The 19824-nt window shown below is 73.3% G+C and carries 22 protein-coding genes; 10 read left to right on the top strand and 12 right to left on the bottom strand.

Going from position 1 to position 19824, the window contains the following annotated elements:
• Positions 1 to 9: 9 nt before the first annotated feature.
• Entirely contained in the window at positions 10 to 894 is an 885-nt protein-coding gene (locus OO54_RS17280; RefSeq protein ID WP_033204114.1) for an SDR family NAD(P)-dependent oxidoreductase, read from the bottom strand.
• A complete protein-coding gene (locus OO54_RS17275) occupies positions 881 to 1705 on the bottom strand; it encodes an acetoacetate decarboxylase family protein (RefSeq protein WP_017238547.1) in 825 nt (274 codons plus the stop codon). The genes OO54_RS17280 and OO54_RS17275 overlap by 14 nt, the downstream gene beginning before the upstream one ends.
• A gap of 96 nt (positions 1706 to 1801) precedes the next feature.
• Between OO54_RS17275 and OO54_RS17270 the strand changes: the two genes are divergently transcribed.
• The 6 genes from OO54_RS17270 to OO54_RS17245 all read left to right on the top strand — a co-directional run bounded on the left by OO54_RS17270 (position 1802) and on the right by OO54_RS17245 (position 7229).
• Positions 1802 to 2470 carry a TetR/AcrR family transcriptional regulator gene (locus tag OO54_RS17270; protein ID WP_033204112.1) on the top strand — a complete coding sequence of 223 codons (669 nt, stop codon included), beginning with the start codon at positions 1802 to 1804 and terminating at the stop codon, positions 2468 to 2470.
• Positions 2467 to 3441 (top strand): DEDDh family exonuclease, encoded by a 975-nt coding sequence (locus OO54_RS17265; RefSeq protein WP_033204110.1) that lies wholly within the window; start codon positions 2467 to 2469, stop codon positions 3439 to 3441. Before OO54_RS17270 ends, OO54_RS17265 begins: the two co-directional genes overlap by 4 nt.
• A gap of 64 nt (positions 3442 to 3505) precedes the next feature.
• Positions 3506 to 3739 carry a hypothetical protein gene (locus OO54_RS17260; RefSeq protein ID WP_078905232.1) on the top strand — a complete coding sequence of 78 codons (234 nt, stop codon included), beginning with the start codon at positions 3506 to 3508 and terminating at the stop codon, positions 3737 to 3739.
• A gap of 95 nt (positions 3740 to 3834) precedes the next feature.
• Positions 3835 to 4650, top strand: coding sequence for an SURF1 family cytochrome oxidase biogenesis protein (locus OO54_RS17255; RefSeq protein WP_033204106.1), 816 nt, complete (start codon positions 3835 to 3837; stop codon positions 4648 to 4650).
• A gap of 34 nt (positions 4651 to 4684) precedes the next feature.
• Positions 4685 to 6469, top strand: a complete 1785-nt coding sequence (locus OO54_RS17250) for a glycoside hydrolase family 15 protein (RefSeq protein WP_033204104.1) — start codon at positions 4685 to 4687, stop codon at positions 6467 to 6469.
• 4 nt (positions 6470 to 6473) lie between these two features.
• On the top strand, positions 6474 to 7229 hold the full coding sequence (locus OO54_RS17245; RefSeq protein ID WP_017238553.1) for an SDR family oxidoreductase: 756 nt from the start codon (positions 6474 to 6476) through the stop codon (positions 7227 to 7229).
• Between the two features lie 183 nt (positions 7230 to 7412).
• Here OO54_RS17245 and amaP read toward each other — a convergent pair whose 3' ends face one another.
• From amaP to OO54_RS17220, 5 genes are read right to left on the bottom strand one after another with little or no spacing between them, the layout of a single operon-like run.
• Positions 7413 to 8000 (bottom strand): alkaline shock response membrane anchor protein AmaP, encoded by a 588-nt coding sequence (amaP, locus tag OO54_RS17240; protein WP_033204102.1) that lies wholly within the window; start codon positions 7998 to 8000, stop codon positions 7413 to 7415.
• A 36-nt stretch (positions 8001 to 8036) separates the two neighbouring features.
• Positions 8037 to 8804: a DUF6286 domain-containing protein gene (locus tag OO54_RS17235; RefSeq protein WP_033204100.1), complete on the bottom strand. Its 768-nt coding sequence runs from the start codon at positions 8802 to 8804 to the stop codon at positions 8037 to 8039.
• Complete coding sequence (locus OO54_RS17230; protein WP_033204098.1) at positions 8801 to 9145, bottom strand: Asp23/Gls24 family envelope stress response protein; 345 nt, start codon at positions 9143 to 9145, stop codon at positions 8801 to 8803. The genes OO54_RS17235 and OO54_RS17230 overlap by 4 nt, the downstream gene beginning before the upstream one ends.
• A 6-nt stretch (positions 9146 to 9151) precedes the next feature.
• The gene (locus OO54_RS17225) at positions 9152 to 9343 is read right to left on the bottom strand and encodes a hypothetical protein (protein ID WP_033204096.1); all 192 of its coding nucleotides are present in this window, start codon (positions 9341 to 9343) and stop codon (positions 9152 to 9154) included.
• Between the two features lie 42 nt (positions 9344 to 9385).
• A complete protein-coding gene (locus OO54_RS17220) occupies positions 9386 to 9862 on the bottom strand; it encodes an Asp23/Gls24 family envelope stress response protein (RefSeq protein ID WP_033204094.1) in 477 nt (158 codons plus the stop codon).
• A 93-nt stretch (positions 9863 to 9955) separates the two neighbouring features.
• On the opposite strand from OO54_RS17220, the gene OO54_RS17215 reads away from it, so the two are divergent.
• Positions 9956 to 10702 carry a hypothetical protein gene (locus OO54_RS17215; RefSeq protein WP_033204092.1) on the top strand — a complete coding sequence of 249 codons (747 nt, stop codon included), beginning with the start codon at positions 9956 to 9958 and terminating at the stop codon, positions 10700 to 10702.
• A 13-nt stretch (positions 10703 to 10715) separates the two neighbouring features.
• Here the strand turns inward: OO54_RS17215 and OO54_RS17210 are convergent, their stop codons facing one another.
• The 3 genes from OO54_RS17210 to OO54_RS17200 form a co-directional block, all read right to left on the bottom strand.
• On the bottom strand, positions 10716 to 11516 hold the full coding sequence (locus tag OO54_RS17210) for an enoyl-CoA hydratase/isomerase family protein (protein WP_033204090.1): 801 nt from the start codon (positions 11514 to 11516) through the stop codon (positions 10716 to 10718).
• Positions 11517 to 11648: 132 nt separating this feature from the next.
• The gene (locus tag OO54_RS17205; RefSeq protein WP_024756249.1) at positions 11649 to 11870 is read right to left on the bottom strand and encodes a helix-turn-helix domain-containing protein; all 222 of its coding nucleotides are present in this window, start codon (positions 11868 to 11870) and stop codon (positions 11649 to 11651) included.
• Between the two features lie 377 nt (positions 11871 to 12247).
• Entirely contained in the window at positions 12248 to 13846 is a 1599-nt protein-coding gene (locus OO54_RS17200) for an ABC-F family ATP-binding cassette domain-containing protein (RefSeq protein WP_033204088.1), read from the bottom strand.
• A gap of 267 nt (positions 13847 to 14113) precedes the next feature.
• Between OO54_RS17200 and ypfJ the strand changes: the two genes are divergently transcribed.
• Together ypfJ and OO54_RS17190 are read left to right on the top strand one after the other, a co-directional pair.
• A complete protein-coding gene (gene ypfJ, locus OO54_RS17195) occupies positions 14114 to 15004 on the top strand; it encodes a KPN_02809 family neutral zinc metallopeptidase (protein WP_033204086.1) in 891 nt (296 codons plus the stop codon).
• A 68-nt stretch (positions 15005 to 15072) separates the two neighbouring features.
• The gene (locus OO54_RS17190) at positions 15073 to 15474 is read left to right on the top strand and encodes a VOC family protein (RefSeq protein WP_033204084.1); all 402 of its coding nucleotides are present in this window, start codon (positions 15073 to 15075) and stop codon (positions 15472 to 15474) included.
• 31 nt (positions 15475 to 15505) lie between these two features.
• On the opposite strand, the gene OO54_RS17185 is transcribed toward OO54_RS17190, so the two are convergent.
• Together OO54_RS17185 and OO54_RS17180 are read right to left on the bottom strand one after the other, a co-directional pair.
• Positions 15506 to 16915: a hypothetical protein gene (locus OO54_RS17185; protein ID WP_078905231.1), complete on the bottom strand. Its 1410-nt coding sequence runs from the start codon at positions 16913 to 16915 to the stop codon at positions 15506 to 15508.
• A gap of 114 nt (positions 16916 to 17029) precedes the next feature.
• A complete protein-coding gene (locus tag OO54_RS17180; RefSeq protein WP_033204082.1) occupies positions 17030 to 18157 on the bottom strand; it encodes an alpha/beta hydrolase in 1128 nt (375 codons plus the stop codon).
• Positions 18158 to 18551: 394 nt separating this feature from the next.
• Between OO54_RS17180 and OO54_RS17175 the strand changes: the two genes are divergently transcribed.
• On the top strand, positions 18552 to 19823 hold the full coding sequence (locus tag OO54_RS17175) for an inorganic phosphate transporter (protein WP_033204080.1): 1272 nt from the start codon (positions 18552 to 18554) through the stop codon (positions 19821 to 19823).
• Position 19824: the final 1 nt, after the last annotated feature.

Here is a 19824-nt window from a genome sequence, read left to right as displayed (position 1 = left end):
GCCGCTCCCTCAGTCGAGGATGAAGCTCTCCAGGTAGGACGGGTTGGCGCGGTCGAGCATCGCCTGCGAGCGCGCCCTGATCTGGCGGTCGCTGTGCTCGCTCGCCGGCAGCATCCAGAAGCGGTCGGCGCGGATGCCGTCGACGACGTGCTCGGCGACCTCCTCCACGGGCGTGAAGGCCACTTCGTGCCCGGCCTCCTTCATGGCGGCCTCCCACTGGTCGAGGCTGCGGTACGGGGTGCGGCGCGGCCGCTGCTTGGCGTACCGCTCGGGCCGGTTGCGGTGCGACTCCCACAGGCCGGTGCGGAGCATGTGCGGTCCGGGGAAGAGCACGGACGCCCCCACACGCGCGTGCTCGGCCCTGAGGTGGGCGTAGAGCGACTCGGTCATGGTGACGACGGCCGCCTTGGTGACCGCGTACACGGAGGCGGTGGGCAGCGGGGCGATGCCGCCGTCGCCCGAGGAGGTGTTGACGACGTGGCCGGGCTCGCCGCTCGCGAGCATGCGCGGGACGAAGGCCTGGATGCCGTGGAAGACGCCCCAGACGTTGACCGAGAAGGCCCACTTCCAGTCGTTGGGCTCGTGCTCCCACATGCGGCCCTCGGCGCCGGAGCCGACGCCGGCGTTGTTGCAGAGGACGTGGACGGCGCCGAAGGTGTCGTACGCGGCGTCCGCGAACGCCCGGACCTCGTCGGGGTCGGAGACGTCGACGGTGCGGGCGAGGACCTGCGCCCCGCTCGCCATCAGCTCGTCGGCGGCCTCTTCGAGGGCGCCCCGCTCGACGTCCCCGAGGACGACGGCGAGTCCTTCGGCGGCGAAGCGGCGGGCCATGGCGAGGCCGATGCCGCTCGCCGCGCCGGTGACGACGGCGACCTGTCCCTCATGCAGCTCCATCGGACGCCCCCTTGCGGACGCTCGTGTCGGGGGGTCCGTCGAGGATCTGGAGCGGGTCGTCGTACCGCTGGTGGACGAAGGGCAGCAGGTCCCGGGCGGAGACGCGTTCGGCGACCGTGCCCTTCTGGTCGGTGGTCTTCTCGCCGATCGTGATCTCGACGAGCCGGCGTACGGGGAGGTCGGCGACCGGGTCGTACATGGACTCGCGCAGCACGACGTCGCCGGTGACCCGCTCCAGCTTCCGCACCCTCTCGTTGCGGACGCAGTGGACGAGGACGGGGTCGGCGTCGAAGCCGGAGCCCTCGACGCCGGGCAGGAACTTGAAGTAGAAGTCGGTCTTCTCGACGGGTTCCGGCAGCGGCAGCGGGCCGGAGACCGCGCCGCGCACCTCCACGAAGGCGATGCCGTGCCGGGCGAGGGCCGCGCGGACGACGAGTCCGTCGCGCTCGACCGTGACCTCGCCCAGTTTCTTCGGCTCGCCGAAGACCTCGCGGCCGCCGATCAGGGCCCGCTCGTGGGTCATCGGCATGACCAGCGGGTACCAGCCCTCCCGGTCCCCGTGGGCCGCGGCGACCGCCACGGAGCCGGCGCCGAGGGGGTAGCCGGGCAGGTCCACCTGGCTGATGTTGGCGCGCACGAGGGGGCGCGCGGTGGGTTTCAGCGGGGGCGGCAGGACCGCCGCGACGACGTCCGGATCGGTCTCCCAGACGGCGACCACACCGGTGGACCAGATGTCGGGGAGCCTGGCGGACCGCTCGCGTGCCGCCGCCGCCTCCGCGTCGCTGCGCGCCCCGTACCGTACTCGTGCCATGACGTACCACCCTTCGGGATCGTCGGCCTGTAACACAGTTACACCGATGGCGATGAACGGTAAAGACCCGTGCACGCAGAGGAGTTGGGGGATGCGATGGCGCGCTCCGCACTGAGCCGCGACGAGGTGCTGGACGCCGCCGCCGCCCTGGTGAGGGAGCACGGCCCGGCCGCCCTGACCATGCGCAGGCTGGCGGCCGAACTCGGCACCGCCGTCACCTCGATCTACTGGCACGTCGGCAACCGCGAGTCGCTCCTCGACGCGCTCGTCGCCCGTACGGTCGCCGACCTCGGCACCATCCGCCCGCAGGGGGCGACCCCGGCCGAGCGGATGGTGTCCGTGGCCCGCTCCCTGCGGCGTGCCGTGCGCGAGCGCCCGCACCTCGTCGCGATGGTCCACGAACGGGGCCTCACCGAGCGGATGTTCCTGCCGGCCCAGCGCGCCCTGGTCCACGAGGCCCATGCCGCGGGCCTCCGGGGCGCGGCCGCCGCCCGCGCCGTCCGCGCCGTCCAGTTCCAGGTCGTCGGCTACGTCCTCGTCGAACGCAACCGCGAACGCGCCCCGGTCCAGTCACCCGCCGAGGAGGAGCTGTGGCGCGGGGAGGACGCGGAGGCGGACGGGCCGCTGGCCCGCGCCCTGTCGGCGCCGATCGACACCGAGCGGCTCTTCGTGGACTCCGTACGGGCGCTGGTGGACGGGCTGCTCGCCGGCGCCTCCGGGGACACCGGGGACGGAGCGGTCGGCCGCGGGCCGTATTCTCAGTGACCGTGTTTGACGACCGTACGACAGCAGCGACGTGGCCGGCCGCCTACCCCCAGGGGTACGCGGTCGTCGACGTGGAGACCACCGGACTCGCCCGCGACGACCGGATAGTGTCGGCTGCCGTCTACCGGCTGGATGCCCAGGGCAACGTCGAGGACCACTGGTACACGCTGGTGAACCCGGAGCGGGACCCCGGCCCGGTGTGGATCCACGGGCTGACCAGCGACGTCCTGGAGGGCGCTCCGCTGTTCCCGGAGATCGCGGCGGAGTTCGCGGCGCGGCTCGACGGGCGGGTGCTCGTCGCGCACAACGCGATGTTCGACTGGCAGATGATCGCCAGGGAGTACGCGCGCGCGGAGTCGGCGGCGCCGGTGCGGCAGCGGCTGTGCACGATCGCGCTCGCCAAGGAGCTGTCGCTGCCGCTGCCCAACCACAAGCTGGAGTCGCTCGCCGCGCACTTCGGCGTGGTGCAGCAGCGCGCGCACAACGCGCTGGACGACGCGCGGGTCCTCGCGGAGGCGTTCCGGCCGAGCCTGCACGCGGCGGCGGAGCGGAACGTCCGACTGCCGCTCCTGGAGTGCCGGCCGCTGACGGAGTGGGCCTCGACGCCCGCGCAGCCCCGCATCGGCCACCAGTCCTCCTACCGGGCGAACAGCTGGCGCCCCTCTCGGAAGCGCCCGGCGTGCCCGTACCCCAACCCCGGCCGTTACGAGTCGGACAAGCCGCTCAAGCAGGGGATGCGGATCGCGTTCTCCGGGGACACCTCCGTCGACCGGGAGCTCCTGGAGGACCGCACGGTCGAGGCCGGACTGCACGTCGCCACCAGCGTGTCCCGGCTGACGAGCCTGCTCGTCACCAACGACCCGGACTCGGCGACCTCCAAGACGGTGAAGGCGAAGTCCTTCGGCACTCCGGTCGTCGACGAGGCCGCCTACACGCAGCTGCTGCGGGACGTGACCCCGGCAGACGGGTGACACCCCCGCTCCGGCGGGCGTGCCGTGCTGCGCGCGCCCGCCGGGGAGCCCCACCCTGTGGCGCATGGCACGTTGTGAGGTCTGCGGAAACGATTACGGCATGTCCTTCGAGGTGCACGCGCAGGGCGCGGTGCACGTCTTCGACTGCTTCAGCTGCGCCATTCACCGCATGGCGCCCATCTGCGAGCACTGCCGGGTCCAGATCATCGGACAGGGCGTCGAGGTCGAGGGCAGCTGGTACTGCGGCGGCCACTGCGCCCGCGCGGAGGGAAAGGTGGGCATCGTCGACCGGGTCTGATCGGGACAGGACGTGAGGAAACGATCCTGGGCTCGCCCGCGGGCGAGCCGAACCCCCCTGCGTGCACCCCGTGACCCCGGATGTACGGTCATGGGGTGTACCGCTTCCTGTTGTCCCGGCAGTGGGTGATCCTCACCCTCCTCGCCGCCGTCCTCGTCCCGACGATGATCGAGCTGGGCTTCTGGCAGTTCCACCGGCACGAGCGCCGGGTCGCCCAGAACGCCCTGATCGCGGACAACATCGCGGCGGCGCCGGTACCGGTCGAGGAGCTCACCGCCCCCGGTCACACCGTCCCGCGCGCCGACTACTGGCGCCGGGTCACCGCCACCGGCACGTTCGACACCGCGCACGAGGTGGTCGTCCGCCGGCGGACCTCGTCCGAGGACCGGGTGGGCGTGCACGTCCTCACCCCGCTGGTCCTGCGGGACGGCAAGGTCGTCCTGGTCAACCGGGGCTGGGTGCCGGCCGCCGCCGACCAGCACGCGTTCCCCGCGGTGCCACCCGCCCCGAAGGGCGAGGTCACCGTCACCGGCCGGCTCAAGGCGGACGAGACGACCGGCGCCAGCGGGATCAAGGACCTGAAGGGCCTGCCGGACCGCCAGGTGATGCTGATCAGCAGCCGGCAGCAGGCCGAGCTGATCGGCCGCGAGGTGCTCGGCGGCTACCTCGAACAGATCGCGCCCGCCGCCGCGAACGGCACCCCCGAGCAGATCGCCGAGCCCGACCACGACTCGATCGGCGCGCACATGGCGTACGCCGTCCAGTGGTGGCTGTTCGCCGCCGGAGTACCCGTCGGCTGGGTGATCCTCGTACGCCGGGAGAAGCACGACCGGCAGGCCGGACAGGCCTCCGGCGTCCCCGGTTCCCCGCAGGACGACACGGAGCCGGTCGAGGCCGTCCCGTCTCCCTGATTGACAGGCGCCGCTTCCGGGAACAGCCCAAAGCGTGACGCAACGTATCGACGACTACGCCCTCATCGGCGATCTCCAGACCGCCGCGCTCGTCGGCCGCGACGGGTCGGTCGACTGGCTGTGTCTGCCCCGCTTCGACTCCGCCGCCTGCTTCGCCGCGATCCTCGGCGACGAGAACAACGGCCACTGGCGGATCGCCCCCAAAGGTGCCACGACCTGCGCGAGCCGCGGCTACGCCGAGGACTCCCTGGTCCTGGAGACGTACTGGGAGACCCGCACGGGCACCGTCAGGGTCGTCGACTTCATGCCCCAGCGGGACCGGTCCCCCGACCTGATGCGGATCGTCGAGGGGATCAGCGGAAGCGTCGAGATGAGCGCCGTCCTGCGGCTGCGCTTCGACTACGGCTCGATCGTGCCCTGGGTGCGCCGCGCCGACGACCACCGGGTCGCGATCGCCGGCCCCGACTCGGTCTGGCTGCGCAGCGAACCCCACGTCAAGACCTGGGGCCAGCAGTTCTCCACCTGCTCCTCCTTCACCGTCGACGCCGGCGAGCGGGTCGCCTTCGTGCTGACCTGGCACCCCTCGCACGAGCCGCGCCCCGCCCTCGTCGACCCCTACGAGGCCCTGGAGCAGACCCTGGCGGACTGGCGGGAGTGGTCCGCCCGCTGCACCTACGAGGGCCCCCACCGGGACGCGGTGATGCGCTCCCTGATCACCCTCAAGGCCCTCACGTACGCCCCCACGGGCGGGATCATGGCCGCCCCCACCACCTCGCTGCCGGAGGAGCTCGGCGGCATACGCAACTGGGACTACCGCTCCTGCTGGCTGCGCGACTCCTCCCTCACCCTCGGCGCCCTGCTCGCCGCCGGATACGTCGAGGAGGCCGCCGCCTGGCGGGACTGGCTGCTCCGCTCCGTCGCCGGCGACCCCGCCGACCTCCAGATCATGTACGGCCCCGCCGGGGAGCGCCGACTCCCCGAGACGAGCCTGCCGTGGCTGCGCGGCTACGCCGACTCGGCGCCGGTGCGGACCGGGAACGCGGCCGTGGACCAGTTCCAGCTCGACGTGTACGGCGAGGTCATGGACTCGCTCTACCGCGCCCGCGAGGCCGGGATCCCGCCGGAGCGGCACGCCTGGAACCTCCAGCTGAGCCTGCTCGGCTTCCTGGAGTCGACCTGGCGGGAGCCCGACGAGGGACTGTGGGAGGTGCGCGGGCCGCGCCGCCACTTCACCCACTCGAAGGTGATGGCCTGGGTGGCCGCCGACCGCGCGGTCCGCACCCTGGAGTCCGACCCCTCGCTGCCGGGGGACGCCGCGCGGTGGCGGGCCATGCGGGACGAGATCCACGCCCAGGTGTGCGCCCGGGCGTACGACCCGGTGCGGAACGCCTTCACCCAGTCCTACGGCTCGCGGGAGCTGGACGCCGCCACCCTGCTCATCCCGCGCGTCGGCTTTCTGCCGCCGGACGACCCCCGGGTGGTGGGAACGGTGGACGCGGTACGGGCGGAGCTGACGCAGGACGGGTTCGTGCGGCGCTACAGCGTCGACTCCGGGGCCGTCGACGGGCTGCCGGGGCAGGAGGGGACGTTCCTCGTCTGCTCGTTCTGGCTCGCGGACGCCCTGCGGATGACCGGGCGGGCCGACGAGGCCCGCGAGCTCTTCGACCGGCTGGTCGAGCTCACCAGCGACGTGGGACTGCTCGCGGAGGAGTACGACCCGGCGACCGGGCGCCAGCTGGGCAACTTCCCGCAGGCGTTCAGCCACATCGGCCTGGTGGGGACCGCCTTCACGCTCGCCGCGGCGGAGACGGCAGGATAGGGCCATGGATCTTGGACTGAAGGACCGTGTGTACGTGGTGACCGGCGCGACGCGAGGGCTCGGCCGGGCCTCCGCCGAGGCGCTGCTCGCGGAGGGCGCCCGGGTGCTGATCACCGGGCGCGAGGAGAAGGCGGTCGCCGACGCGGTGGCCGAACTGGGCGAGGGCGCGGCGGGGATCGCCGCCGACAACGCCGACCCGCAGACCCCGGCCCGGCTGATCGCCGAGGCCCGGGCCCGGTTCGGCGCCTTCGACGGCATCCTGATCAGCGTCGGCGGCCCGGCGCCCGGCTTCGGGGCGGACAACACCGACGAGCAGTGGACCGCCGCGTTCGACACCGTCTTCCTCGGTGCGGTGCGGCTGGCCCGCGCGGCGGCCGAGACGCTCACCGAGGGCGGGGTCATCGGTTTCGTGCTGTCCGGCTCGGTCCACGAGCCCATCCCCGGCCTGACCATCTCCAACGGGCTGCGCCCCGGCCTCGCCGGCTTCGCCAAGTCCCTCGCCAACGACCTGGGCCCGCGCGGCATCCGGGTCATCGGCCTGCTGCCGAGCCGGATCGACACGGACCGGGTCCGCTCGCTCGACGCGCTCTCCGGCGACGCGGAGGCGTCCCGGGCGGCGAACGAGGCCCGGATCCCGCTGCGCCGCTACGGCACGCCGGAGGAGTTCGGGCGGACCGCGGCCTTCCTGCTCTCGCCGGCCGCCTCGTACCTGACCGGGCTGATGCTCCCGGTGGACGGCGGAGCGCGCAGCGGCTTCTGAGCCCCCGCGCGGCCGGGCGCGACGGTGAGGGGCCGTCGTGCACGGGCCGGGTCGGTGCGGGCCGGGCCGGTGCGGGCCGGGCCTACTCGGTGGGGGTCGGGCCGGTGCGGCCGGCCCGGCGGGGCCGGATCGAAGCGGCCCTGGTGGAACGGGCCGCACGCAGCCGAGCCCGCCGATGTGGTGTCAGTTCACGCGGCGGGCGCGGTGCTTGACCGCGCGGAGGCGTGCCTCGGTCGGCAGTGCGGGCAGGCCCGTCGACGTACGGGCGTGGGCGAGGGCCTTGGTACTGAGGGCGGTCAGGGTGTCCCCCGGGGAGGCGTACGGCTCGAGGAGCAGGGAGACCCGGGTCCGGGGCTCGGTGCGCCGACCGGTGAGGGCGACCCGGGCCTTGGCCACGCCCTCCTGGGCGGCGGCGTCCGCCTCCAGGACGCTCTCCAGCGCCCGGCCGCGCAGGACCGCCGCCTCGCCGTCCCCGGTCTCCACGAGGACCTCGGCGAGCCGGGCCCGCCGGAACTGGACGAGCAGCCACCACAGGGCGAGCAGGACGACGACCCCGAGGACGGCGATGACCACCGGCCACCACCAGCCCTCGTCGCGCCAGCGCTGCCGGCCGGCGGCGGACAGCAGCACGTCGGCGGGGCCCGACCAGGGCCACCAGGACGGCACGGGCAGGTCGAGGGCGGCGGCGAGGACCGCCCCGCCGCCGAGGACGAGGAGCAGCCCGGCGAGTCCGAGCAGGATTCGGTTGACACGGCGGAGGACGACGGTCACCGGCCTCTCCCTTCACGGTCCCGAGGGCTCATCGGCTCATCCCTTCTTGGGCGGGCGGGCCACCCGCACCGTCAGCGCGGGCGGGTGGGCGAGGCCGAGTTCGTCGACTCCCGTGGCGAGTGCCTGCTCGACGTCGGCGCGGACCTCGTCGAGCGCCCGGAAGTGCGAGACCGCCCGGACCGTGGCCTTGGACCGGCGTACGCGCACGTGGACCGACTGCACACCGGAGACCTCCATCGCCCGGTCGCGCAGGGTCAGGGCCGCGGCCTCGCGGTCGAGCCCGGCCCGTACGTCGGCGTGCTCGCGCCGCATGGGGAGCACGGACCGCAGTCCGGGAGTGGCGGCCAGGAGCAGCAGCCAGATGCCGAGGACCACGGCGACGGCCGCGCCGATGACGACGCCCGTGCTGTCGAGCGGCCGGGTCGCGAGCGCGTCGGCGAGCTCCCGCCGCCACGCCATCGCCGAATGGTCGGCTCGCACGGCGGCCACGTCGTACAGGAGCAGCCCCGTCCCGCCGAGGACGACGGCCGCGAGAAGCGCCGCGGGAATGCGGCGCACCGCCCAGAAGCGGCGGACGGGAGCCGCCGGGGCGTCCGCGAGGACGGGTACGGGACCGGGGGCGCCGGGGCCGGCGTCTCCCGGATCGGGTGCGCCGGGTGCGGGGCCTCCGGGACCGGGGGTGCCGGGTGCGGAGCCTTGACCGGCGGACCCCGTGCGGGCGGGGCCGGGCGCGCCGGCGTCGGGACTCGCGGGGTTCGTGGGACGGGAGTCGTCGGCGGGGGGCGGTTGCGGAGTGGTGGTCATGAGAGGCGGTCCCGGTGGGCGGCCTGGCGGGTGAGTGGGGAGTGGAGGCGCTCGACGTGGACGGCCACCTCGTGGACCTCCATGCCGGCGAGCTCCTCCACGCGGTTGCGGACCCTTCCCCGGACGGCCCCGCACTGGCGGCCGACGTCGGAGGGGTAGTCGAGTTCGAGGTTGACCGAGACCCGGGCGACGTCCCGGTGGACGACGACCGAGGCGTGCGGCCGGGAGCCGCCCTCGGGTAGGGCGTCGAGGGCCTCTCTGGCCGCCTGGGCGGCGATCTTCGCGACGACCCGGTCGGCGATCTTCGTCGCCCCCCGGTCGCGGACCAGGTCCGTCACCACCCCGCGTCACCGCCGCCGGTCGCCGCGTTCGCGGCCCCTGAACAGGTCGCCGGGTTCCAGGTCGCCTTCGATGAACCGACCGGCCACGAAGCCGATCGCGCCCAACGCCGCGACCAGGAGAAACGCCCCGAAGCCGCCGAAGTACCCGGCGAACCCGAGGGCCATGCCGGCCATGAGGCCGACCATCGCCATGCTCATCCTGAGCCCCTTCCGTGCCCGTGCCGACCGCACTGTCGGCGACTACTGGAGCCGGGACTCCGGCTCCTCGTCCTCTTCGTCGGGCAGCTTCACGTCGCTGACCGCGATGTTGACCTCGACGACCTCGAGGCCGGTCATCCGCTCCACGGCGGCGATGACGTTCTCCCTGACGTCGCCCGCGACCTCGGCGATCGAGACGCCGTACTCGATGACGATCTCCAGGTCGAGTGCGGTCTGTACCTCGCCGACCTCGGCCTTGACCCCTCGGGTGGCGTTCGCCTTGGCGCCGCCACCGCCCGGCACACGGTCTCGTACGGCACCGAAGGTGCGGGAGAGTCCGCTGCCCATGGCGTGGACGCCGGTGACGTCGCGTGCGGCGAGACCGGCGATCTTCTCGACGACGCCGTCGGCGATCGTCGTCTTGCCCCGGGTGGCCGGGGCGCCGCCGCCTCGCTTGGTCACGCTGGTCCGACGCTGTTCGTCGGTCCCGAGGTTCCCGGAGGAAGTGGTGTCAGTCATCAGCTTTCGCCCCTTCTGTGATGTTTCGGGGTTCTTCGCCCACACTAAGGGCGCTTGCCCCGATTTGCCCCGGGGATACGGCAGGCTGGGGGAATGACGACTGCTGAGGGTTGGACGACGGCGGTACGGGACCGCCTCGCTCCGGGCAGGCTGCTGCCCCTGGGAGCGCCGGAGGACGGCGCGTGGATCACCGAGCGGGCCGCGCGGACGGTCCTGGACCGGGCCGCTTCGGCCGTACGGGGAGTGGTGCCCGGCAGACTCAGGGTCGGGCCCGACCCGGACGCCGATTCGGAGGCCGCTCCGGGCGGCGATTCGGACGCCGCTCCGGGCGGCGAGCACGCGGCCGGGACGGCGACGACTCCGGAGGAGCTACCGGTCCCGCCGGGCGGCCTGCCTCCGGGGCCCCTGCGGATCACCGCGGACTTCGCGGTGGTGACGGGCCGCCCGCTGCCGGAGGTGGCCGAGGAGCTGCGGTCGGCGCTGCTCGGGGCCGCGACGGACGGGCTCGGTCTCTCCGTGGCGCACGTGGACCTGCGGGTGACGGAGCTGCTCGACGCGGCGCCGCCGCCGGCCGGACCGGCCGCTCCCCCGCCGGGTCGGACCTCGCCGGCGACGGACGACCCGGTGGCCCTCGCGGTCCTGCGCGTCGAGGGCGTCGCGGGCGTGACGGACGCCCTGGGGCACCCGGTGCACCGACGCCCGGACGGCAGCGTGCGGATCGAGCTGGCCGTCACGGCGGGCAGGCGGCCGCTGGACGTCGCCCGTGCCGCCCGGAACGCCGTGACCGCGGCCGCCGGCGGGGCGACCGCGGTCACGGTTCTCGTGTCGGAACTGCGCTGAACGCGCGCGTGCGTCAGTCGCCGAGCCCCGCGAGGTCGCGCAGGCGGCGCGCCTGGGCGGCACGCTCGGCGGTGCGCTGCTCCTCGTAGGAGCGGCCGGAGACGCCCTGGAGGAGCGCCTTGGTCTCGGTGACCGCGTCGCGGGGCGCCGCGGTCAGGGCGGCGCTGAGGTCCCGTACGGCCGCGTCGAGCTCGTCGACGGGCACGGACAGGTTGGCGAGACCGATGCGCTCGGCCTCGTCCGCGTGGACGAAGCGGCCGGTGGCGCAGATCTCGAGCGCGCGGGCGTAGCCGACGAGCGAGACGAGCGGGTGCGTCCCGGTGAGGTCCGGGACGAGACCCAGGCTGGTCTCGCGCATGGCGAACTGCACGTCCTCGGCGACGACCCGCAGGTCGCACGCGAGGGCGAGCTGGAAGCCCGCGCCGATGGCGTGGCCCTGGACGGCCGCGATCGACACGAGGTCGCTACGGCGCCACCAGGTGAACGCCTCCTGGTACTCGGCGATGACCGCGTCGAGGTCCTCGTCGGAACCGCGCGCGAGGTCGAGGAAGGACGGCTCTCCGTCGAAGCCCTCGGGCGTGAACGCCTGCCGGTCGAGCCCGGCGGAGAAGGACTTGCCCTCACCGCGCAGGACGACGACCCGCACGCTGCCCGGGAGTGACCGGCCGGCTTCCGTCAACGCCCGCCACAGAGCGGGAGACTGAGCGTTGCGCTTCGCCGGGTTGGTCAGGGTCACCGTGGCAACGGCGTCTTCGACGGTGAGCCGTACACCGTCCTTGTCGAATACGAGCTCAGAGTCTTCGAGCGTAGTCATGGGGGCGCCTCCGGTTCCGGTGCAGCACTGCATGCGAAATGCTAAGTGACTGCACAGTAACCACCCGGCCGACCGCAGGACCGACCGGGTGGCCACCGAGAGACCCGGTGGCCCGGTCGAGCCGCCCCGATGTCAGACCGAGGCCGCCTTCTTGCCCCGTGTCGCTCCACCACGTCCACGCAGAGTGACTCCGGACTCACTGAGCATCCGGTGGACGAATCCGTAGGAGCGGCCGGTTTCCTCGGCCAGCGCCCGGATGCTCGCACCGGAGTCGTACTTCTTCTTCAGGTCTGCCGCGAGCTTGTCGCGCGCGGCGCCGGTCACCCGGCTGCCCTTCTTCAGAGTCTCGGCCACCCGTGCCTCCTCATGGGAAGTGCGCTCTGGACTTCTCATGATCACCCCTCCCCGGCCTCCTGGCCACCCATTCGACAAGGTCCGTGCCGCCGGGTTTGCGGAGGAGTACGGCGTCATCACAGACGGAACCATTCATTCCGCAGGGGTGGGGCGGCTCATCCGTACCGGTCGGGACGGGAAGTGCCAGGTCAGCGATGCCGTGGGAACACACGTGCGGCGCGGGTCTGCCGGAAGGATTCCGCAGAGCACCGCGCCGGGATGTACCAGAGACCCTCACTCAGATGAAGGATCACCGATGAGCCGAATGATCCAGCTCCACATGATCGATCCGGTCCCCGGAAGCACCCCTTCGGGCGCATCCGGGGCCGCCGACGGGGTCAGGCCAGGGCCACCAGGTCCGCGTAGTCCGCGCCCCACAGGTCCTCGACGCCGTCCGGGAGCAGGATGATCCGCTCCGGGTCGAGCGCCTCGACGGCGCCCTCGTCGTGGGTGACGAGGACGACGGCGCCCTTGTACGTCCGCAGGGCACCGAGGATCTCCTCGCGGCTGGCCGGGTCCAGGTTGTTGGTCGGCTCGTCGAGCAGCAGCACGTTCGCCGAGGAGACGACCAGGGTCGCGAGCGCGAGGCGGGTCTTCTCGCCGCCGGAGAGCACCCCGGCCGGCTTGTCGACGTCGTCGCCGGAGAACAGGAAGGAGCCGAGCGTCTTGCGCACCTCGACGAGGTCGAGGTCGGGCGCGGCCGAGCGCATGTTCTCCAGGACGGTCCGCTCGGGGTCGAGCGTCTCGTGCTCCTGGGCGTAGTAGCCGAGCTTCAGGCCGTGGCCGGGGGTGACCTGGCCCGTGTCGGGCTGCTCCACGCCGCCGAGCAGCCGCAGCAGGGTCGTCTTGCCGGCGCCGTTGAGACCGAGGATGACGACGCGGGAGCCCTTGTCGATGGCGAGGTCCACGTCGGTGAAGATCTCCAGCGAGCCGTAGGACTTGGAGAGCCCCTCGGCGGTCAGCGGGGTCTTGCCGCAGGGCGCCGGCTCCGGGAAGCGGAGCTTGGCGACCTTGTCGGAGACGCGGACGGCGTCGAGGCCGGAGAGCAGCCGCTCGGCGCGCTTGGCCATGTTCTGCGCGGCGACGGTCTTGGTGGCCTTGGCGCGCATCTTGTCGGCCTGCGAGTTGAGGGCGGCGGCCTTCTTCTCGGCGTTCTGGCGCTCGCGCTTGCGACGCTTCTCGTCGGCCTCGCGCTGCTGCTGGTAGAGCTTCCAGCCCATGTTGTAGACGTCGATCGTGGAGCGGTTGGCGTCCAGGTAGAAGACCTTGTTGACCACGGTCTCGACGAGGTCGACGTCGTGGGAGATGACGATGAAGCCGCCGCGGTAGGTCTTCAGGTAGTCCCGGAGCCAGACGATGGAGTCGGCGTCGAGGTGGTTCGTGGGCTCGTCGAGGAGGAGCGTGTCGGCGTCCGAGAAGAGGATCCGGGCGAGCTCGACGCGGCGGCGCTGACCACCGGAGAGGGTGTGCAGCGGCTGGCCCATGACCCGGTCGGGCAGGCCGAGGGCGGCGGCGATGGTGGAGGCCTCGGCCTCGGCCGCGTAGCCGCCCTTGGTGAGGAACTCGGTCTCCTGGCGCTCGTACTGCCGCATGGCCTTGTCGCGGGTGGCGCCGGAGCCGGTGGCGATGCGCTCCTCGTTCGCCCGCATCTTCTTGAGGAGGGTGTCGAGGCCGCGGGCGGAGAGGATGCGGTCGCGGGCCAGGACGTCGAGGTCGCCGGTGCGCGGGTCCTGCGGGAGGTAGCCGACCTCGCCGGAGCGGGCGATGGCGCCGGCGGCCGGCTGGCCCTCGCCCGCGAGGCACTTGGTGAGGGTGGTCTTGCCCGCTCCGTTGCGGCCGACGAGGCCGATGCGGTCGCCCTTGGCGATGCGGAACGAAGCGGATTCGATGAGGATGCGGGCGCCGGCGCGCAGCTCGATACCGGAAGCGGTGATCACGGACAGACTCCAGGGCGGTGGGAAACGGCGGAAGGACGACTGGTGGCGGGCTTCGACGCCGCTAATGCACCCAAAGGAGAATGGCCATACAGCCAGTCTAACGGGCTTCTGCAACTGGTTTTCGGCCATGTGGGGCATGGGAGCACTTCAGGATCTTCTTCATATACCGCCGATGCCGCCCAAAAGGAGCGATGCGTTCGAGATCATCCGATACTCGGCGCAGGGCGGCGGCCACTGCCGCGGCAGTGACGCGGAGGGTGGTGGACCGTGCAGTTCGACGACGACGCCGACCTGGACACATCGGAGGTGCGGGACGTCCGCGGCAGCCGCGTCCCGGGCGGCAAGGCGACCGTCGGCGGCGGCGTCATCGGCCTCATCGCGCTGATCCTGGGCATCCTCTTCGGCGTGGGCCCCGACCAGCTCGGGCTCTCCGGCGGCGGAGACCAGCCGGTGGCGAGCTCCTCGTCCGCGACGCAGGTGAACCAGGCCTGCCGGAAGGGCTCGGACGCCAACACCCGCGAGGACTGCCGGATCGTCGCCGTCGTCAACAGCCTCCAGGACTTCTGGCGGACCGAGTACGCGCGCCGCGGCGGCACCTACGGGAGCGCCGCCACCGTGATGTTCACCCAGCGAGTCGGGACCGCGTGCGGCTCGGCGACCTCGGCGGTGGGGCCCTTCTACTGCCCCGGCGACCGGCAGGTCTACCTGGACCTGGGCTTCTTCGAGGAACTGCGCGCCAAGTTCGGCTCGACCGGCGGGCCCTTCGCCCAGGCGTACGTGGTCGCGCACGAGTACGGCCACCACGTCCAGAACCTGATGGGGACCCTCAGCCGCGCCCAGGACGGCCGGACCGGCGCGAACTCCAACGCCGTACGCGTCGAGCTCCAGGCCGACTGCTACGCCGGCGTCTGGGCGCGCCACGCGACGACCACCCCCGACGACAGGACGGGCCGACCGCTGCTGACCCGGCTCACCGACGACGACATCCTGGACGGCCTGGACGCGGCGGCCGCGGTGGGCGACGACCGGATCCAAGAGCGGTTCCAGGGCCGGGTGACGCCGGAGAACTGGACGCACGGCTCGGCGGCGCAGCGGCAGCAATGGTTCCACCAGGGCTACAGGACCGGCGACATGGCCCAGTGCAACACCTTCCGGTGAGTTGTCGGTGGCGACTGCAAGACTGAGACCCGGGTCACATTCGGCTGGATCGAGAGGGAGTGGTCGGGATGCCCGAGACACCGCACATCTGTCCGACGCTGACGTACGAGGACGCGAAGGCGGCGATCAAGCAGCTCACGGAGGGCTTCGGTTTCTCGGCGACCGCCGTGTACGAGGCCGAGGACGGTCGGGTCGCGCACGCCGAGCTGTCCTTCGGCAACGGCATGGTGATGCTGGGCAGCAAGGGCACCGGCAGCGAGTTCGACAAGCTGATGGCCGGCGCGGGTCCGGTGGGCGTCTTCGTGCACGTGGACGACGTGGACGAGCACCACGCGCGGGCCGTCGCCCACGGCGTCGAGGTCGTGCTGCCGCCCACGGACCAGGAGTACGGGTCCCGGGACTACACGGCCCGGGACGTCGAGGGCAACATCTGGAGCTTCGGGACGTACACCCCCGGCGCCGCGGAGTAGCCCGGCGCCGGGAGGGGGCGTGCGCGGGCCGTCAGGATCCGCCGGTGTGGACCTGGAAGGCGGCCCGGCGGACCGCCTTGGCCAGGGCCGGGTCCGGGTGGGCGGCGGCGAGGGCGACCAGGACCTGGACGGTACGGGGATGGCCGACGGCCCGGACCTCGTCGAGCAGGGCCGGGACCGTGCCCTGCACGGCGGAGTCGAGGTGGCGGACGAGCAGGGCGCTCTCGCCGTGGTCGGCGACGGCGGCCGCGGTGTCCACCCAGAGCCAGGTCGCCTCCTCACGGGTGAGCACCTCCTGGGCGTCGTCGGGGTCGGCGCCGTCGTACTCCGCGAGCCACAGCAGCGCGTACGGGCGCAGCGAGGGCTCGGCGACGGTGGCCCTGACCTCCGCCTCGGCGGGGGCTCCGACGACCCGGAGCGCCTCGAAGGCGAGCCCGCGCAGCAGGGCGTCCTCGCCGCGGGCGACGGCGAGGAGCTCGGTGACGGCGCTGGACAGGGTCCGGGCCGCGAGCCAGGCGCGGTACTCGTCGCGGGCCGGGCCCGGGGTGAGCCGGGCGCAGCCGCGGAGCATGTCCTCGGCGGACTGCTCGATGTTGCCGGCGGGGCTCTGCGCGGCGACGCAGATCTGCTCCAGCTTGACCCAGACCGCCCAGTTGCCGAGCGGGGTCAGGGTGGCGTGACGTCCGTCCGTGCCGGGGTCGAGGGTGAGCGCGCCGACGGCGGCCAGGCCCTCGAGCGCCCAGTCGAGGAGGGTGGGGAGCCCGTGGGTGCCGGGGGCTCCTCCCGTCTCGGGGGCGGGTCCGGCGGCGGGGACCTCGCAGCGCTCCTCGCGGAGTTCCTCGACCCGCTGGCCGAGGAGGTCGAGGAGGGCCGGGACGAGGACCGGGCCCTGGGAGAGCTGGAGCAGCGAGAGGACCTGCGGGACGGCCTCGACGACCTCGGCGACGGCGCTCGGCTCGACCCCCTCGGGGGCCGGGTGGACCAGGGACCAGGCGTCGAAGAGGGCGACCCAGCCGCGCAGCACGGCGGAGTCGTCGCGGTCCCAGGCGTGCAGCCGCCAGCCGGGTCGGACGGCGTCGCCGTGCAGTTCGACGAGGCCGGCCAGCCGGGCGCGGTCCCAGCAGGCCCGGACCTGGCCGGGCGTCAGGTTCAGTGCGGCCGCGGCCCGTTCCCGGGCGGGGGCGGGTTCCGCGCCGGTGCGGAGGGCGGTCTCGGCTCCGCGTTCGACGGCGGCCCAGCGGGCGAGCCGTACGGCGTCGGCGAGGACCTGCCGGGCCTGGCGGGCGAGTTCCGCGCGGGGCGGAGTGCCCTCGGGCGGCCGCGGCGCCGGCCGGGTGCGCCGGGTCGTCACGGCCCGTCGGGCGGTGGCCAGCGCCCGCGGGCGGACGAGTCGGAGTCTGGAGTTGCGCGCCAATGGTTCATCGGGCTTTCGAGACGTCACGGGGGCAGTCTTCCCGCTGACGGCCCGAAAGCCCAATCGGAATCCGCAGCCCCGTCAGAACGACCGCCGAACCGCCGTTCGGGGCGGCCTCCCGGAAGGCTCCCGGGGGCGCCGTCAGAGCAGCGGGGTGAGGAAGCGGCGCAGGGCCTCCTCGTAGCGGACCGGGTCGGCGTTCCACATCGCCGCGTGCGGGGCCTGCCGGATGGTCTGCAGGCTGACGAGGTCGGGGCGGCGAGCGGCGAGTTCGACCGAAGACTCCCAGGGGGCGAGGGTGTCGTCGGGGCCGTGCAGGAGGAGGACCGGGACGCGCAGGGCGTCCGGTTCGGAGGCGGCCCGCAGACGGTCGGCGTGCGGGCCGGTCCTGCCCTGGGCGGCGCGGACGGCGAGCGGCAGCAGCGGGCCGGGGACGTGGCGCGCCGCGGCGAGGTTGCGGACGGTGGCCTCCCAGTCGAGGACCGGGGAGTCGAGGACGAGGCCGGCGATCCGGTCGCGGACCCCGGACTCGGCGGCGGCCCGCAGGGCCATCGAGGCGCCGGTCCCCCAGCCGTGCAGGACGACCTGGCCGGCGCCTCGGCGCACGGCGTAGCGGATGGCCGCGTCGACGTCCCGCCACTCGGAGTCGCCGAGGTGGGCGAGGCCTTCCGGGGACGGGGGCGCGCCTTCGTCGCCGCGGTAGGCGGGGACGAGGACGGGGATCTTGCGCCGGTTGTAGAAGGGGACGAGGTTCAGCGGGTGCTCGCGGGTGACGCCGAGGCCGTGCAGGGCGATCACCCAGATCGAGCGCGGGCCGGGGACGAGCCAGGCGGGCAGGGGGCCGAGCTCGCCGGGGATCTCCAGGTCCTCGTGGGGGAGGCCGAGGGCGGTGGTCGGGGTGCCGCGGTGCAGCTGGGGGGTGAGGCGGACGCGGGCGCCGGGTCCCGGGGTGCCGAGCTCGACCCGCTCCAGGCGCCGGACGACGGTGTCGGCGGTGTGGGGGACGCGGTCGAGGACGGGGCCGACGACGGCGTGCAGGCCGGGGGCCTCGATTCCGTACGTGCCGGGGCGGAGCGAGGCGAGGCTGCGGGTGAGGGTGATCCGTTCGGGTCCCGTGGCGTGCACGGTCAGTCTGGGGTCTCCGGGCAGGGGCCGTCCGGGCGGCGCCTTGAGGGCGACGTCGCTGGCGTACCGGCCGGCCGCTACCGCGGCCGCGCCGACACCGATCAGGGTGGTGACGGCCGCTGCCGTCGCTGTAGCCGGGCGCACGCTCCCAGTGTCGGCAGGGCGGCGGCCGGGTGCCACCGGACGGACCCGGGCGGGGCAGCGGCCGGACGCCGCCTCCGGGGGATCGGGCCGGCTCGCGCCCCCCTGGGGAGTGACGTGGGTCTCCTCGACGGGGTCCCCCGGTCGGATGGTCCGGTCCAGGGAGCGGAACGGGGTGCCGGGGGAGGAAGCGGGGCAGGTCGCATGTGCCCGGCAACGGCCCGGATTACCCGGGGTTGCGGGGCGACCGCATCGTGGACAGCGCCCCCGTCCGGGACCTAAGCGGAATCCCTTGACACCGGATAGGGACACCACCCCGCCCGCCCCAGTTCACCTTCCGTTCACCCAGGTTGCCTACGTTCGACGAGCCACTGACGTCAAACGATTGCCTGGGTAAATGGAACACATCACGCTGCTGCTCGCCATTGTGGTCGTGACAGCTCTCGTGTTCGATTTCACGAACGGTTTCCACGACACCGCCAACGCGATGGCCACGACCATCTCGACCGGTGCACTCAAGCCCAAGACGGCGGTGGCCATGTCCGCCGTGCTGAACCTCGTCGGGGCGTTCCTGTCCGTGGAGGTCGCCAAGACGATCTCCGGCGGGATCATCAACGAAGAGGGCATTCGCACAGAAGTGATCTTCGCGGCGCTCGTGGGCGCCATCCTGTGGAACCTGCTGACCTGGCTCCTGGGCCTGCCGTCCAGCTCCTCCCACGCACTCTTCGGCGGCCTCATCGGTGCCGCGGTCATGTCGGCCGGCTGGTCGGCCGTGAACGCCCCGACCATCGTCACCAAGGTCCTGATCCCGGCCGTCGCCGCGCCGATCGTCGCCGGCCTCGCCGCGATGCTCGCCACCCGGCTGACGTTCAAGATCGGCGCCAAGACCGACGAGAAGCACACCGCCAAGGGCTACCGGGTCGGCCAGATCGCCTCCGCCGGCCTCGTCTCCCTCGCCCACGGCACCAACGACGCCCAGAAGACGATGGGCATCATCACCCTCGCCCTGGTCACGCAGGGCGTCGTGAGCCCCGGCTCGAACCCTCCGCTGTGGGTCGTCGTCTCCGCCGGTGTCGCCATCGCGCTCGGCACCTACCTCGGCGGCTGGCGCATCATCCGCACCATGGGCAAGGGCCTCACCGACCTCAAGCCGCAGCAGGGCTTCGCCGCCCAGACCAGCGCCGCCACGGTCATCCTGGCCTCCTCGCACCTCGGCTTCTCCCTCTCCACCACCCAGTCCTGCTCGGGTGCCGTGATGGGTGCCGGCCTCGGCCGCAAGGGCGGTGTCGTCCGCTGGTCGACCGCGACCCGCATGTTCGTCGCCTGGGGTCTGACCCTGCCCGCCGCGGGCCTGGTCGGCGCCGGCGCCGAGTTCCTCACCAAGCAGGGCACCTGGGGCATCGCCGCCGTCGCGGTCCTGCTGGTCGCCGGCTCCGCCGTCATCTGGACGCTGTCCCGCCGCAAGCCGGTCGACCAGCACAACGTCACCGCCGACGACCTGGACGCCGACGCCGAGCCCGCGGGTCTGGTGACCACCGCGATCGCGGCCGTCACCCCGCCGCCGGCCGGCTCCGTCGCCGCCGTCGCGGACGAGGACCTCAAGACCACCATCCCCGCGCCGGCTCCCATCGACCCGGCCGCTCCCCCGGCCCCCGCCGCAGCGGTGTAAG

The organism is Streptomyces wedmorensis (assembly GCF_000716445.1).
In the GTDB taxonomy this organism is placed as follows: domain Bacteria; phylum Actinomycetota; class Actinomycetes; order Streptomycetales; family Streptomycetaceae; genus Streptomyces; species Streptomyces wedmorensis.
Note: the sequence above shows the minus strand (reverse complement) of the source record. Positions and strands in the feature narration are given on the sequence as shown.